The sequence below is a fragment of the Agrobacterium sp. 16-2014-1-2a genome (assembly GCF_053522705.1).
In genome coordinates this window covers 1-14,896 of record NZ_JBNWBX010000018.1, presented here as the reverse complement: position 1 = coordinate 14,896, position 14,896 = coordinate 1, and the positions used below count along the sequence as shown (strand labels likewise).

General features: G+C 53.7%; 16 protein-coding genes and 1 pseudogene. 8 read left to right on the top strand and 9 right to left on the bottom strand.

The features are described from left to right. The 4 genes from ACQZ45_RS26930 to ACQZ45_RS26915 all read left to right on the top strand — a co-directional run. The coding region (locus tag ACQZ45_RS26930) for a hypothetical protein (RefSeq protein WP_448742644.1) at positions 1–201 on the top strand (201 nt) is incomplete at its 5' end. Positions 202–247: 46 nt separating this feature from the next. Further along, positions 248–652 (top strand): hypothetical protein, encoded by a 405-nt coding sequence (locus ACQZ45_RS26925; RefSeq protein ID WP_448742643.1) that lies wholly within the window; start codon positions 248–250, stop codon positions 650–652. A 27-nt stretch (positions 653–679) separates the two neighbouring features. After that, the gene (locus ACQZ45_RS26920) at positions 680–874 is read left to right on the top strand and encodes a hypothetical protein (protein ID WP_448742642.1); all 195 of its coding nucleotides are present in this window, start codon (positions 680–682) and stop codon (positions 872–874) included. A gap of 343 nt (positions 875–1,217) precedes the next feature. After that, the gene (locus ACQZ45_RS26915; protein ID WP_112292417.1) at positions 1,218–2,060 is read left to right on the top strand and encodes an alpha/beta fold hydrolase; all 843 of its coding nucleotides are present in this window, start codon (positions 1,218–1,220) and stop codon (positions 2,058–2,060) included. Between the two features lie 129 nt (positions 2,061–2,189). On the opposite strand, the gene ACQZ45_RS26910 is transcribed toward ACQZ45_RS26915, so the two are convergent. From ACQZ45_RS26910 to ACQZ45_RS26900, 3 genes are all read right to left on the bottom strand, one after another. After that, complete coding sequence (locus ACQZ45_RS26910) at positions 2,190–2,576, bottom strand: GNAT family N-acetyltransferase (RefSeq protein ID WP_448742641.1); 387 nt, start codon at positions 2,574–2,576, stop codon at positions 2,190–2,192. Positions 2,577–2,639: 63 nt separating this feature from the next. After that, the gene (locus tag ACQZ45_RS26905) at positions 2,640–3,365 is read right to left on the bottom strand and encodes a class I SAM-dependent DNA methyltransferase (RefSeq protein WP_448742640.1); all 726 of its coding nucleotides are present in this window, start codon (positions 3,363–3,365) and stop codon (positions 2,640–2,642) included. Between the two features lie 201 nt (positions 3,366–3,566). After that, positions 3,567–4,052, bottom strand: a complete 486-nt coding sequence (locus ACQZ45_RS26900; RefSeq protein WP_448742639.1) for an NUDIX domain-containing protein — start codon at positions 4,050–4,052, stop codon at positions 3,567–3,569. Between the two features lie 677 nt (positions 4,053–4,729). Between ACQZ45_RS26900 and ACQZ45_RS26895 the strand changes: the two are divergent. The 3 genes and pseudogenes from ACQZ45_RS26895 (at position 4,730) to ACQZ45_RS26885 (ending at position 6,406) form a co-directional block, all read left to right on the top strand. Continuing rightward, positions 4,730–5,258, top strand: a pseudogene (locus ACQZ45_RS26895) (histidine phosphatase family protein). Between the two features lie 69 nt (positions 5,259–5,327). Then, complete coding sequence (locus tag ACQZ45_RS26890; protein WP_448742638.1) at positions 5,328–5,711, top strand: ester cyclase; 384 nt, start codon at positions 5,328–5,330, stop codon at positions 5,709–5,711. A 401-nt stretch (positions 5,712–6,112) separates the two neighbouring features. Further along, entirely contained in the window at positions 6,113–6,406 is a 294-nt protein-coding gene (locus ACQZ45_RS26885) for a hypothetical protein (RefSeq protein WP_448742637.1), read from the top strand. A gap of 446 nt (positions 6,407–6,852) precedes the next feature. Here the strand turns inward: ACQZ45_RS26885 and ACQZ45_RS26880 are convergent, their stop codons facing one another. Next, entirely contained in the window at positions 6,853–7,137 is a 285-nt protein-coding gene (locus ACQZ45_RS26880) for a hypothetical protein (RefSeq protein WP_448742636.1), read from the bottom strand. 791 nt (positions 7,138–7,928) lie between these two features. Here ACQZ45_RS26880 and ACQZ45_RS26875 point away from each other — a divergent pair. Further along, positions 7,929–8,981, top strand: a complete 1,053-nt coding sequence (locus tag ACQZ45_RS26875; protein ID WP_162696624.1) for a type I restriction endonuclease — start codon at positions 7,929–7,931, stop codon at positions 8,979–8,981. A gap of 197 nt (positions 8,982–9,178) precedes the next feature. Here ACQZ45_RS26875 and ACQZ45_RS26870 read toward each other — a convergent pair whose 3' ends face one another. The 5 genes from ACQZ45_RS26870 to ACQZ45_RS26850 all read right to left on the bottom strand — a co-directional run bounded on the left by ACQZ45_RS26870 (position 9,179) and on the right by ACQZ45_RS26850 (position 14,547). Further along, complete coding sequence (locus ACQZ45_RS26870) at positions 9,179–9,532, bottom strand: hypothetical protein (RefSeq protein WP_448742635.1); 354 nt, start codon at positions 9,530–9,532, stop codon at positions 9,179–9,181. Positions 9,533–9,755: 223 nt separating this feature from the next. Continuing rightward, positions 9,756–11,420 (bottom strand): type IV secretory system conjugative DNA transfer family protein, encoded by a 1,665-nt coding sequence (locus ACQZ45_RS26865; protein WP_448742634.1) that lies wholly within the window; start codon positions 11,418–11,420, stop codon positions 9,756–9,758. Then, positions 11,417–11,725: a mobilization protein gene (locus ACQZ45_RS26860; protein ID WP_448742633.1), complete on the bottom strand. Its 309-nt coding sequence runs from the start codon at positions 11,723–11,725 to the stop codon at positions 11,417–11,419. The genes ACQZ45_RS26865 and ACQZ45_RS26860 overlap by 4 nt, the downstream gene beginning before the upstream one ends. 185 nt (positions 11,726–11,910) lie before the next feature. Further along, entirely contained in the window at positions 11,911–12,837 is a 927-nt protein-coding gene (locus ACQZ45_RS26855) for a nucleotidyltransferase and HEPN domain-containing protein (RefSeq protein WP_448742632.1), read from the bottom strand. Positions 12,838–13,515: 678 nt separating this feature from the next. Next, positions 13,516–14,547, bottom strand: coding sequence for an IS110 family RNA-guided transposase (locus ACQZ45_RS26850; protein ID WP_448742645.1), 1,032 nt, complete (start codon positions 14,545–14,547; stop codon positions 13,516–13,518). Between the last annotated feature and the right edge of the window lie 349 nt (positions 14,548–14,896).

Here is a 14,896-nt window from a genome sequence, read left to right as displayed (position 1 = left end):
AATGAATGCCTGCGGGTGATCCGCTGGACGCCAATCAATATTGCCTCTGCCTTGCAATGTGAACTCTCATGGATCGAGGCGCTGGAAGCCGGCAACGATGCAGTTCCCGATGGCCTAGCAACATGGCTGGAAACGCTTGCGCAAGCCCATGAAGCATTACCGCCGCCATCAACCTACAGAGGAAAACGGTCGACATTATGATGCGGCCAACAGCTGAAAACCTTCACCAACAACCGGATTACGCAATATGAAACATGCCATCGCAATTCTCGGTCTGATCACCGTATCCAACCCGGCCTTCGCAGCATCGTGCGAGAAAAACTTCACAGTCTCAGGTGTGCCGATGGTCACGGCTGTCTCTTACAAATCCTTTCAGGAACTACCGAAAGCCAAAGCACCCGCTGTCCTTCAAAAGCTCGCCCAGGCCGTCGCAGCAGAAGGTTTTTCAGGTATCCAGATCAACAAGGCACTGTCGTCAATCGATGCCCACCAGGAAACCAGCGGAAGCGGCAGAATTCAGACGCTGCGGGTTGTCGCCCGCCAGAAAGGCGCCGCTGTCCGGATCGATGCTGTTTTCAACATTCAGGCAGGACAGATCGCCGACAAGGACGTCATCCGCAAGGGCATCTGCGACATCATAAAAGGCGTGTAAGGCTACTTCGTCATCCTTGACGGCGTCGTGCGGCCGTACTGGCTTCCGGCCTTTACGGCACTTGCCCGGCCACTCCACTACACCGTCCTGCGCACTACAGCGGCAGACGCCATCGAACGCTGCCTGGCCCGGGGTGGCGACAGCCTGAGCGACCCTGAGGTCGTGGCCGATCTCCACTCGCAGTTTGCCGATCTCGGCGCCTTTGAGCACCACGTCCTATAAGTGTCTAGCAAGGACAAGGATCACCAAGAAAACAAACAGTCTGACGCACCGAGAAAGTGCGGGCCATGACCATGTGTGTTCCGGCCTGGCATTTGACCCCACCATCGGCGCGGAAGGCTGACCCCCGCCATATCCAAGAAACGGCACATTGATCCGCGTGTTAGCCTGTCCCAACCGGGGTCAGTCTTCCGCGCCGAAAGGGGGCATACTTCAATGCTTAATCACAGCGGACTGATCATTACCGTCAAAATTATGAACTGGTGATCGTAGTCTATCGGGATGATGATTTGCAAATTCAAGGAAGGGCGTCACGCACCGGGTCCAAGTAAGAACAGGAATTTCCATGCTGAATCTCCCACACGAGCTAAGAATTAATGGGAATGATGTTCGTTGGGGAAAAATAGGCAGCGGGCCGCCGCTGGTTGCCGTTCACGGGACACCTTTCTCTTCTCAGGTCTGGCGCCGTATCATCCCCCACTTTGCCAGTCATCGAACCATTTACTATTTTGATATGGTCGGATATGGACAATCCGAAATGCGCGAAGGGCAGGATGTGTCGCTCGGCGTACAGAATGATGTTTTAGCCAATCTGTTTCGAGAGTGGAATATTGATCGGCCAGAGATGCTGGCCCACGATTTCGGCGGCGCAACCGTACTTCGTGCCTACTTTCTTAACGGATTGCGCTATTCAGCCTTAACGATCATCGATGCTGTAGCTCTTTCGCCATGGGGATCACCCTTGGTGCAGCATGTTCGTCAGCATGAAATGGCCTTTTCTGGAATGCCGGACTACATTCATCGTGCCGTGTTACGTGCTTACCTTCAAACAGCCGCGCGGTCGCCGTTATCGGAAGAGGCGCTGAATATATACAGCGCGCCTTGGATCGGCCCTGTCGGACAGCCCGCATTTTATCGGCAAATCGCGCAAATGGACCAACGTTTTACAGATGAAATTGAAACTCTTTATACGCGGATGGACTGCCCGGTAACTGTGCTTTGGGGAAAAGATGACGATTGGATTCCCTATGAGATGGGGGAGCGTTTAGCAGCATTAATTTCCGCTCATCGGTGTACCCTGTTACCCGAGACTGGCCATCTTGTTCAAGAGGATTGCCCGGAAGCGATTGTTGCCGCAGTTTTGAAAAGTTTTAGGGTGACGAGAAACACGCTAGATGAAGACCAATGAACGATACATTGCGACGGACTGGGCCGCACAACCGGCCGCGCTATTTCCTACCGCTTGCTAGAGATTATCTCGCGATGGCCGCAATTGGCGCGTGGCTCACAACCCGAAACCCAAAGTGACCGCTTCGAATCACCTAGGCTTGATGAGCCCTGCCTTGGTCGGCCGAAATCCGCAACTCTGATAGAATGAACTCAGATGCGGTTCGAAGTCGACATGTAACCAATTCGCTCCGCGCTCTCGCGCTACATTTGTGGCTTCTACCACCATGCGGGCAGCGATACCTCTTCTTCGCATCGGGGGAATAACGCAGGTGTCCAGGATGAAGGCGTGGACACCTCCGTCCCACGCCACATTCACGAAGCCCACAAGGCGATCATCTTCATAGGCAGCAATATGGGCGAGGCTGCGTGACAGGATGCTAGAGAAGTCTTTTGGCCCTTTGCTGCCCCAAGCTTCTAACCAAAGCATATTGAGCTCGTCCTGGCGCGGGAACGGATCAATCCGAAGCGTCACCATGTTGCCGCTCTCCAGTTATTGTACACGCGACGTTTTCGAAGATAGTCATGGTCAGGCAGACCTCTACACCGCCTCGACCAGGAAGACTATGTCGTCGCAATTCGCTGCATCGAAGGGCTGCTTGTCCCAGCCCCCATAGATCGCTTTGGGCCTCAGGCCGCGCTTGAGTAGCAGGTCCTCGATCTGAGACTTGGATAGGAAACGCAACTCGCTGAAAGATACCAGTTGTTTGTCAGGAAACCCGAACCGCGTTTCAAACGAGATGCGGTCACCCTCTTTCTTCGACACTTTGCGGGATTGATGGATCGTTTGTTCGCCAAATGTATGGGTAGCGTCTTTGTCCCAACGCGCCTGCCAGTCAACAACTGGATTGCGTGTTTCGAAGGCAATAACGCCGTCTGGTGCCAAATGAATGCGCATGGTCTCGAACACCGCAAGGATGTCTTGGTCTTCGAGGAAAACCTGGAAGGCGTTTCCGGTCATAATGATGAGATCAAATCGCTTGTCTGAGCGGAATGACTGAGCCGTGCTTTCGATCCATTCTACATGAGAACCATATGGCTTTGTCCTCGCGACGTCCAACATGGCGCGTGCTGGGTCAACACCTGTGACCTGATGACCAAGCGAGGCATATGCGTCGCATAGCAAACCGGTGCCACATCCGAGATCCAGAATGCGTTTTTGTCCGCCCGACGCCAAGCCAAGATAGAAATCACGATCAATAGACCAGCCGCTGTCGAGATCGTAAAGCACAGCTAAAGCCGGATGTTCGTAATGCAAGTCGAGCATGTTAACTCCTTCCAATTCCGTCGTCTCGTAGCGTCTCTTTTCGTCTGAGTAACCTTTGCTCAATCTGGCGCACGCGTCCGTGGGATGTATGAAGCCGTGTGCGTCGCCGGGGGACGCTGTGTTTGGGCCGGTTCCCGTACGTGGCGAAACACCACTTCGGCGATTGAGCTCCACTATTGCCTGTAACCAGTCTCAGGAAGATTAAATCATCTGAAAAACGCCGGTACGTTCAAACTCCTGAAACGCCTCAATACTTCGACGCATGTTGGGAAGCATGGCAGGCAGGGTATGCGGATTTATCCACTCTACCGCCTTGGATTCGTCGTCAGCAACGACCGGCTCGCCATCAAAATCTGACGTGTAGAACATCATTGCGAAGAATTGGCACACGTCACCATTAGGAAAGGTAATCGTTTCAAATGTCGGGTCGCTCCCGAAACCGAAAGGTTTAAGGTTCCAAATCCGGACGCCTGTTTCCTCTAATGTCTCTCTTACTGCGATAGACTGAAGGTCTTCGCCTTCCTCCGCGTTTCCACCTGGTATCCCCCAGACGTCAAAGTCACTCCTATGCTGCATTAGCACGTGCCCGTCGTCACGTTTCACGATCACACGAGCGCCCGGGACAAGGATGGTGTCTGACCCGACCTTCGCACGCAGTTTTCCAAGATAGCTTTCTGAAAAAGACAATGTTTCTCCCCCAACATCATTAACCCCATCAGCGCAGGGCCCGACACAACGTTACCCTGAATCCTAGTCTGACGCACGGCGTCCGCTCACCGTCCGAGGCAAAAAACGGTCTAAGCCGAGCGATCATTCGCTATTCCATGGCCCATTCCATCAATGCATTCTGCGCATGGAGGAGGAATGCTTTCGCAGAATCGTATCTCTCGAAATGAGCGAACTTGTCGATGAACTATTCAGTAACGATTTTTTTCATTTTCTACCCGAAAAATCCATCCCAACATTCTGATAAATATAACGATTACGTCATAACAGGAATTGGTGGCCAAACGCGCCTTACGAGCCGGTCTGATGCGATGGCATCACAGCATCGCATCAAAACTGGAGCCGGAAGTTCACCCTGCCGGTCTATGATTGACGCCGCTCAGCTAACCCGGCAACCTCGTACAATGACCGTGACCAACAGTTTCATTGCCGAACTCATCCGCGACGCCAACCGGCTCGATCACCTCGATGACTATCAGAAGCGACGTATGCTCGCACGGGCAGTTACGACAATCCGCGACATGCGCGAAACAATCGGCATTCCACCCGGCCCCGGCCGTGACCGCCTCCTCAAGATCCAAACCGTTGCCCTCTCCATCGACCTCGGGTGGCGCAGCGATGAAGAGATCCGAAACGCTCTGCTGCTCGCGGCCGGCATAATCCGCGACCTGCATATCGTCCTCGACAGCAAACAGGCAGACCAGGTTGCTTGCCTGCTCTTCGACGCATTCTGCAACGATGAGCAGTTGTTCCAGATGCAGATCAGTCCGCTTGGACGCATGCGCCAGACCGCGGAACGCATAGAGGCAAAGGTGCCGCTCCCGTCTGTCGAAGATGACCGACTGGTTGAGGTCAGGACTGGGTCCTAGGACGGGATGACGCTATTTGAAATCGACGCCGAGTTTCCCGGCCATCTTGACGGGTCAAACGCGTTCGACTGGTATTTCAGGGCGCCAGATGGAGAGAGTTTTGATGACGCCTACAAGCGCGCGACCTCATGGATCTCGGATATCCGGCAGCCGACCATCGCCATTTCCCATGGTCTGTTCGGGCGGATTCTTCGCGCGGGTTTCTCGGACTTTCAAAGCGGGAGATTCTCGAACTGCCCGTTCCGCAGATGGATTTTACCGGCTAGACGATGGCAGGTGCGAGCTCATCGCAGTTTGACTGCACCATTATGGTCCGGCAACCCGAGAGCTATCGGCAGCACACACCATACCGGTGCAGGAGAACAACTTGCAAACACTCAACGCCGTCTATCTCGCTTACCTCGACTGCCTCAACCACCAGGCCTTCGATGACCTCGGCGCCTTCGTCGACGACGATGTCGAACACAATGGCCGGCCGTTCGGGTTGTCGGGCTATCGCGACATGCTGGTCAAGGACTTTGTCGACATTCCCGACCTGCGATTTGAGGCAGAGATCCTTGTCAGCGACGCGACGCGCATTGCCGCCCGGCTTCCATTCAATTGCACCCCCAAAGCCACCTTCATGGACCTTCCGGTCAATGGCCGGCGCGTTCAATTCTGCGAGCATGTGTTCTACGAATTCGAGCACAGAGAAATCCGCAGGGTCTGGTCGGTCATCGATAAGGCTGCGATCGAGCGCCAGCTTGCCTGAACGCCGCCATCGGCGATTTCCGCCCCGAAGGTCACGCTCGGTCCAAAAGAACCCGTCTTTGTGCATGCACACTAAGATACCGAATAGGAGCACAACATGGTTATAATGTTTTTGCAACCTCATTATAACCGGATGAGGCGATGAAACAGATTGACCTCGTTTCCAAATCGGCGTTCGCTGAACTCGCGCAGCGGACATACTCCGAGGGCTTTGTATTCCGTCCCCGATGATAAAAAACTGCTAGCAGGCCGTCACTACCAGCGGGTTCATTGCCGGAATTTGTCCACCATGACCCGTTAGAATACTCTTTTATCGGTGCGGTTTCCTGGGGCTGGCCATGTCATTGGATCGTGTGAAATCGATTCACCAATGTCATGTTCGTCGACGTGCAGAAGAGTGAGATGGATTTTTCGCTGCAAGTCTCGCCGGAACGCCTTTCGCGCGATCCATATCTGGTCTTTGAGAACTCTGCTTGGGGCAACATCAGGATGTTCTCGGAGATATTGCGCGATGATCGTGCATCGTACGACTTCGTCCAGCAATTTCGGTCGAAATCCGTCATGGGATTTATCGGGATGCACATTCGGGAAAAATACACGACCTTGCTCGACCAAGGCGCTTGCCTGCCAGGCAAGGCGTTCTGCGGTAGAGGAGACAGCGCCGGAGCTTTTAGTAAACGAAGCGATGGAATGTAGTTCTGACATCATCTCCATAACCTCGAAACCCCAAGCGGTCAGATTGGCATCGCGTCTGCGTCGCTCCGCTCTCACTGCAAGACACCACTGAAGAACACCCCAGAAAAAAACCGAGGCCGCGATGCTTAGATTGACCAGTTCGAGAAGCGAATCGTCGATGTTGATGGATTCCTGTCAGTCATTGAAAGCAATTGATGCAATTGCGAAAAGGGTCAGCCGCCTCCATCACCAGTTCCGCCGGACCCTCCATATCCGCCATCGTCATTTTTGTCGCCGCCTTTGGCCAGAGACTGACGAAACTTCGGGGCTGTGGGGTTACCCAAATCCGGTGGAGTTGGATTCCGCGCCTGCCAGCCCCTTTCTACGACCAGCTCGTTATCGGGCTTTATACTGGCACAACTGGAGAGGCCTACCGTGAGCATTATGAGCACGGTTTTCACGATCAATCACCAGCGGTTGGAAGAATGACCATACCGGCCGTTCGATGACGGAGTGCCATTGAAATACGGGGACGTCGTATCGCTGCGATAGCGATTGGATCCGCTGTTTCCAGTGTAGGGGTTTGAGTTGCCCTTAAAGGAGTAGTTATCGGTCACCGTTCCGTTCGGACTGCTGCGGTAATGCGGAGCGACGTAAGTGCCATTGTTCTTGAAATATCCATTCACGTTCTGAGCGAACGATACAGAAACGGTTGCGCAGGTCAGCGCCAGCGCGATCAATACAGTTTTCATAATGAATGCCCCTAGTTGTAGGAGCATTTAATGCACAAGTTGTAAACCGAGTCGAGTGTGGCTTTTGCAATTGGAACTGCTCACCTGCCCTCTACGTTTGTTTCCTCAACATCGCAGCAGGGAGGAAAGCACGATGAGCATTCCCGAGATAGCATGCAGCCTGTCCATACTTTTCCTGTCGGCGGTCGTGCTGCTTGCGTGAGCGACCGGCCCGGGCACACCGATTTCAATCGAGAAAGCCCGCCAAACGCACTGGCGGGTTTTTCCTTTCTGATGCTTCGATTGGCAGCGACGCCCTATGCTGGGTCGATTTTTCATGTCGCTTAACTCACTTCTTGGTAAGCGCGGCAAACTTCTCACATTCACTCACCTGCACTGGCTGAATGTATTTTTGGTTGTTTTTTGCGAAAATTGGACCTCATGAACCTCTGCCAAGGTTCACGAAGGAAGTGGTAAGTTTCGACCTTTGGATCATCTGCCATTGCCGACGAAATGCGACCGAGCAGCTTGACGTATTCGTCCTGTGGCGTGTCGTTCGCAACCGCAACCAAAGGAACAAGAGCGATCAGAATCGTGAAAAATTACACACTGAGAGACCCCCTCGGACGCGGACGGTGGTAGGCAATCCGCTTGCTGGGAACACCATTAAAGGCCCTTTTGCAGGATGCCTTTGCGACTGTGGCCTGCCCCTGCCCTTATTAAGCAAAACCTAAAATTGATGACAACGCCAGATTGACGGAATCAAACTCTTAAGCAACTTTACTTTGATTATGGCTCAGCAGGGGGAACACATGAGCACGATCGAAGAGAGCTTGCGCGCAATCGCTGAGCGGGTGAAATCGCATTCCAGTACAATGGCTACTGAAGAAGCGGTCAAGACTGCGGTCGTCTTGCCGTTCTTACGCTCGCTTGGCTACGATGTTTTCGACCCGTCTGAAGTTGTTCCTGAATTCACCGCCGATGCGGTCGGCAAAAAAGGTGAGAAGGTCGATTACGCAATCAAGATCGACAGTGAAGTCCGAATACTCATCGAGTGCAAGCCGATATCGGTGGCCCTGGATAAGAAGCATCTTGATCAGTTGTACCGCTATTTCAGCGTCACGAATGCGAAGTTCGCCATTCTGACCAATGGCCGAACTTTCAATTTTTACACAGATCTCGAAGCGCCCAACAAACTGGATACCCGCCCGTTCTTTGTCTTCGACGTGACCGATTTCAATGCAGGTATCGTCACCGAGCTTAGGAAATTTGAGAAGTCTGCATTCGATGTGGATGCCATCCTCGCAACGGCAGAGCGTCTCAAATACACCTCTGGAATTAAGCAGGTTATTTCCAAGCTCATTGAAGAGCCGTCCGAGGAGTTTGTGCGGATCGTTTCTGCTGGCGTCTATGAAGGCCGGATGACAGCCCAGGTGAGAGAAATGCTTACCGGCGTGGTCAGGACCGCGTTTCGGGAAGTCATCATGGACACCGTTAAGAGCAGGCTCTCCAGCGCCTTGGCGGACACTGAAGAGGTCATCGAGAAGATCGACGCTCCTGTCGAAGACGAACCGGAAATCGTCACGACGGAAGAAGAACGAGAGGGCTACATGATTGTCAAAGCTATCGTGCGCGACACCATAAGTCCTTCCCGTGTCGTGATGCGTGATCAGAAATCTTATTGCGGAGTTTTAATCGACAACAACAACCGCAAGCCCCTCGCCCGATTACACTTCAATCGATCAATCAAATATATTGGCCTCTTCGATGGTGAGGCGGAAGAACGACTGATCATCGACAGCCTAGACCAAATCTATGAGCACTCTGACAGGCTTAGGGCGACGGCAAAGAAATATGTCGATTGAGAGCCTGGATAGGCGCGCGAGCCTCGTATTTTTTCAAACTGGCTAACCTTGGTGATCGCGTCTGCATCCGATCAGGGTGATGTCGCCGAATTCATTCGCCGCCTCACGTTCAATGTCCTGATCGGCAATGGCGACATGCTCCTGAAAAACTGGACTCTGATCTGACCCTATCGCCGCAACGCGCGTCTCGCTTCCGCTTAAGACTTCGTGTCCACGATCCCGTACATTGCGAACGACAAATCCGCGCTGACCTTCAACAGGACTAAGGATTTCAACCGTTTCACAACGGACAAACTGGCACATCTATCCGCAAAAGCTAACCTGCCGAAGAAGTTCGTCCTCGACACTGCCAAGGAAACCGTCGCGCTATTCATGGAAAGATGGAGACCGAAAATTCCAATTTTCCCTTGCCCAACGATGTTGTCGAGCCGATTGACAGGCATCTCAAGACTTTGCCGATTGTCACCGGCAAAGAGTGAAAGGATGCCTCCTAACGCGCCTTCGATCGCATTCAGACCGATCCCTCGTTGCACCTTCACAGAAAAACGCACGCCTGTCCTGCCGCTCACTTCGGCGCTATGGGGGAGCGCGTTCCCGTCAGGACAGGCTGGATCACGCGTCGATTGCTGCAGACGTTCATACCGACCCGTTTCCAATTCCTTGGCGATTGGAATTATCAGTCATGATAATTGGTAGTCCACGCCGAGGAGATCCAAGGGCCTCCGATAGAAGGTTGCGATGCGAATGCCAGACTGCCTGTTTGTCACGCTTCCGTCAGACTAGATCGAACATCTCCCTGAATTCCGGATCGGCAAAATAAGCCAGCTTTTCAGCAAATATTGGTCGTTGTCCGGCAAGGAACAGCAATTGTCCGTGCGCCGGCAGATTGCGCACCTCATCAGGGGTGAGCAGCGGTCGGCCGGTATGCTGTTGGCTATAGGATATCCCGGTCTTATCGGAATCGAGGGCTCTCGCCATCGTCTGGAACACGACCGTCTCCTGCCCGAGCAGATCAGAGATGAGGCGGGCGCTGTCATGATCGTTGACGCCGAAGACCTGCAGCACGCCGGCATTTGACAGGAAGGTTCCGGCGCGGTGACCGTATGTGGCATGCAGCTGATGGATGTCCTGGAGGATGGGCCAAAGCTGGACACCATAGCCCGCCATCAGACCCATCGCGCGTTCGACTGGTGCCAAATGCCCAAGGGATGCGAACTCATCAAGTAGATAAAGAACCGGTGTCGCCGGCTTTGTCGGATCGCGGGCCATTTCGAGCAGGCTTTGTGAGACAAGCAGGCGCAGCCAGCGCGAATAGGTCGAGAGGCGATCAGGAGGAAGGACGAGGAACACCGTCATGTTGCTGTGCTTGAGATCGGCAAACCGAAAATCCGAGAAGCTGAGGACGGCCGTCATGCGCGGTGAATCAAGAAAATGCGTATGGCGTTGGGCTGCGGAGAGAACGCCTGCGGCTTCGCGATCGGATTTTCCGAGGTGGCGGTTTGCGGCGCGCGCGACAAGACCTCTTGCCGCATCGCTTTCCTGCATACGCTTGAGCAGCGCTGCGAATTGTTCCGGAGCAAGGGTGAGATAGTCGCGGAGTGTCGCGAGGTGCCTGCGTCTCAAAGGCTCAGATGCAACGATCTCGAGCAGCAATCCGCCGATAAGAGCTTTTGCCTCCTCGTTCCAATGCGCCTCGCCCGCCATTCCCGGTTCGTCGAACACGAGGGCGTCGGCAAGGGTGCTGGCGTCGTCCGCGACATCGAGGTTGTGCGGATCAAGCAGGGCAAGGGGATTGAAGGCTGCCGAGGATCTCCCGGTGACCCCGAAAGGATCGAGCACATGAACCAGCCCAAACTTCTGGCGCGCACGACCGGTGATTCTTGCATTCTCACCTTTCGGATCGACGCAGATCACGGAACGGTCGGCAGTCAGCAGGTTCGGGATGATCGTGCCGACACCCTTGCCGGTACGGGTCGGCGCCATCGTCAGCAGATGGGCCGGGCCATCATAGCGCAGAGGTTTGGCTGATTTTGTATCACGACCAATCAGGAGGCCGGAACCGGATGAGGTCAGAGCGGCTATCTCCTTGTCTGTCGCAAAACGGGCGGAGCCATGGGTATCATCGTCATTCTCCCCGAAATGCAAAATCAGTGGAGTGGTGATGAACCAGAAGGTGATAACGGCAAGCGCCAGCAAGGTTAAGAAACCCGGGATGATGTAGACAGGCGAGCCGCGACCGAAACCCATTTGCTCGAGGAAATAACCACCACCCATGCCGATCACAAAGGTGACGTTGAACAGGATGAACATAAATCCAAGGAGCCGTTTCCAGATTCGGAAGGGCATCGCGATCAAAGCCAGGAATGCCCAAAGCGGATCACGCGCGGCGGCTCGCATCATGTTTTTGAATGCGTCGCGGGCAAATCGCAATCGGTTCATGGAGCACCCTGCACGCTGTTATCATTCTCACCTGTGCCCGGTAGTCCTTGTCCGATCAGATCGGCAAACAGCGCCTTGTCATTGTCACGCGTCAGAAAGCCCGGCAGTTCGCGGCGCAGCCAGTCATCGAGCTGCTGCTTAAACTCCTGATCATTCGCGGTCTCCAGGTGATGTAGAACGAGCGACCCGATCAAGACCTTGCGTCGCATATCGTTGTTGCGCTCGGTTTTCGAGAGACGGGCCTTGAGCGCGGAACGTTGCGCATCCAGTTCAGCCAGGCGCTGTTCGATGGTTTTCCTTGCCACGATTATTCCTTTCGATTGCGGTCGCACCGGAACTGCCGCTGTTGACTGCGGCTTCGTTCCTGGAAGACAGACCAGTTTCTATGAGGAGATCGAAATAGCGATTGTGAGAGTAGGTTTGACCATATGGTTCATGACGCTGTGGTCGCCGTCACCTGAGCTCAGGATTGTTGTATCACCGGTGAAGCTCAGTCGCTGGCGTTCGCGGCTTGTCCCGCGGCCTGTTTGAGCTTTTCGATGTGCTCGCGGCAGACCGTGTTGACGAGCTCGTAGAGGATTGACGTTCTGGCAGTCAGCCAGGTCAAAGCCTCCTCGGTAATTTCGTAATGGTCAGAATAGCGGGCCTTAACATAGGCTTCGTTTAGCGTGTTGAACCACGACTGAAACCGATGGTGATCTCGCGGCCAGGCCTCGGCAAGTCGGATATCCTGCCCCTCCGCCAGCCCTCGCAAAAACTTCAGATTATGGCTCGCAGGGCTGTAGTTGGTCAGGGTCAAAAGCAGAGTGGAATAGGCCTGCTCTATGGATTGATGCAGCATGAAAGCTGCGCTTTTTGAGTTGTGCTTCTGCAGGGCAAAGAGCGTGTGATCTATGAAACTGTCAACGACACCGAGGCGGCTGGCATAATGTCTTTTTGCCAAGTCATATGCCTGTTGCCCCGTAAGACTTTTAGGCTCGGCGAGCTCCCTATCGTCGAGTTCGTAAAGCGCAATGCCATCCCGTCGGATGTCGCTGAAGAAATATTGCCCTTCCTGCAGGAAATTGCTGATTTCGCGAGCACCATGGACAATGAGGCTCACGGGCGTCTCGATCTCCTTGTCCCACATCAGCCGGTCTGTTGTCTTGTCCCAGTATTTGGGATCGGCCAGTTCCTTGTTGCTGACGATGACGAGGATATCGAAATCCGAGCGATAGCCTTTCGACGTATGCGGTTCATCCACCCAGGTGCCACGCGCGTAAGAACCGAACAGAATGATTTTGAAAATCCGCCCATCCCTCTTGGCGTCAGACTTCGAGCGCTCCACCAGATCAGCAAACTCTTCCTGAATAATTCCGACGACGCGCGCGAGCTCGCGTTGCTTTCGTTCCGGCAAATGTTCAAGGCTGGTCTTCATGTCTGCTCCGCTTATCGACGGTGTCCTGTATGGGCCATTCCAGAGGCCTTTGAAACTCCGATTTTTGGTAGCCACCAAACGAATGCCTGTCTTCTCGGACGATGCACATTCGATCTTGAGGCAACCGGCTCTGATTTATGCAGATGGTATTGCAATACCTTCATTCCTCAATAGCGAACATTCAATGGTACTTTATCCTAGGTTGTATATCGCTTCCCGGTTTTTTCCCAATCGCAGGCGCTACGGGCGCTATACCGTGGCCGACTGAGTGGAGCGTAGAGGTTACGAAGGACCGTTAACGACGCACCCTGTCCAATCGCTGCAGCCAGATGCCCGCCTGCACTGCCGCTCACTTCGACGCAATTTTGGTAACACAGTCACGTCAAGAAAGGCACGGTCATGGAGGCGGCCATCACCATCCAGACAGGAGTGCGGGCCGCCCCCTAATTGGAAGCGACCCGCTAGATGGATGATCGAGGGCAAGGCAATTGGAAGCGCTGCATGAGTCTTGACGGCATAACCTCTCAAGGTCGCCATTTTGCGAAACGCAGAGCAAATGCCTATAGCGGTCCCGTACTCCAGGTACATCTAGTCATTCGGACAATTCGCTCTCTAGTGCGCTACCCGTTAGCTTACCGCCGACCACCACCTATTCAAACGCCCAAGATTATCGCTGCGTCACGCTGAGGCTTCTCGGCCGTATGTCGGATCGTAAACTCCCCCATTTGTCAAAAGAGCCCAAATGATGCGCGCTATACGATTTGCCACAGCGATAACGGCAACTTTGTACGGTCGTCTCGCGCGCAATCGACTGGCCCAGCGACCGATTGGAGTTTTCTTATCTCGCATCATGATTACTGTGCCCCCGAGATAAAGCATCGTTCGGAGTTCGCTATTCCCCATTTTCGTAATGCGGCTCAGAACCGAACGACCTCCGCTTGAATGCGTGCGAGGAGTAAGACCCAGCCATGAAGAGAAATGGCGGCCAGATGGAAACCGATGGATATCAGGAATTGTCGCAATAACGCACATTGCAGTTTTCGGGCCAACACCAGGTATCGTCAGAAGCCTACACGCGTTCTCATCGTGTTGGACACGTCGCTCAATCTCTTTGTCTAGTTTCGTGACCAAATCATTCAATCGATGTATCTGGTCGCAAATGTCGGTGAGAGCATTTTTCATAACTGTCGGCAGGACGGTATCTGCTGCACTTTCCATAAGTTTGACTAATTTGGAATAATTTTGAATGCCCCTCGCCGCTATCAGGCCGGCCTCCGCTAGGTGCCCCCGCAGCGCGTTTACGAGTTGAGTCCGTTGTGAAACAAAAAGGCTGCGAGTTCGAAAAATCGTGATCGCCGCTTGTTGGTTCAAGGTTTTGACTGGAACGAAGCGCATTGTCTTTTGCGTAAGCGCAACATTGATCGCCTCTGCATCGTTGGCGTCGGTTTTGCCGCGTTTCACGAAGGGCTTCACGTAACTGGTATGGATCAAGCGCACGTCATGCCCAAATTCTAGTAACTGCCGTGCCCAGTGATAACTTGTAGCGCAGGACTCCATTCCGATCAGGCATGGTTTGAGCTTGCTGAAAAACTCCAGAACGTTCTCACGTTTGATCTTCGTGTTGAAAAGGGTTTCTCCGCTCGCATCTGCTCCATGCGCCTGGAAAACCTGCTTGGCTATATCAAGCCCTACCGTCGCCACGTCCTGCATCGTCCGCTCCCTTGAAACCTTGGGGATCGATGCCACGATATCATCGCTCGATTTCAAATTGATGATGTGAAGCACATGACGCCGTCTTCGGTGTTCGTTCAGGCCTCGGAGAGCCCGCTGATTAAAGTCTCGATGTCCCCCTGACATCGACCTGACCGAATGCCCCATTTTTCAGCGGGGGAAAATCACCTCCCCTGATTGATGCGTTCGCTTCCCCTTCTCAAACACAAGAATTTGCCCCCATTCGACCACTACTTTTAGTAGTCGAAATCACCGTTCGTTGTTGCTAGCGTCGCCACCGGTAAACAGACAAGGGCGCACTTACGACTTGCGGCGCGTTTGAGCGTTT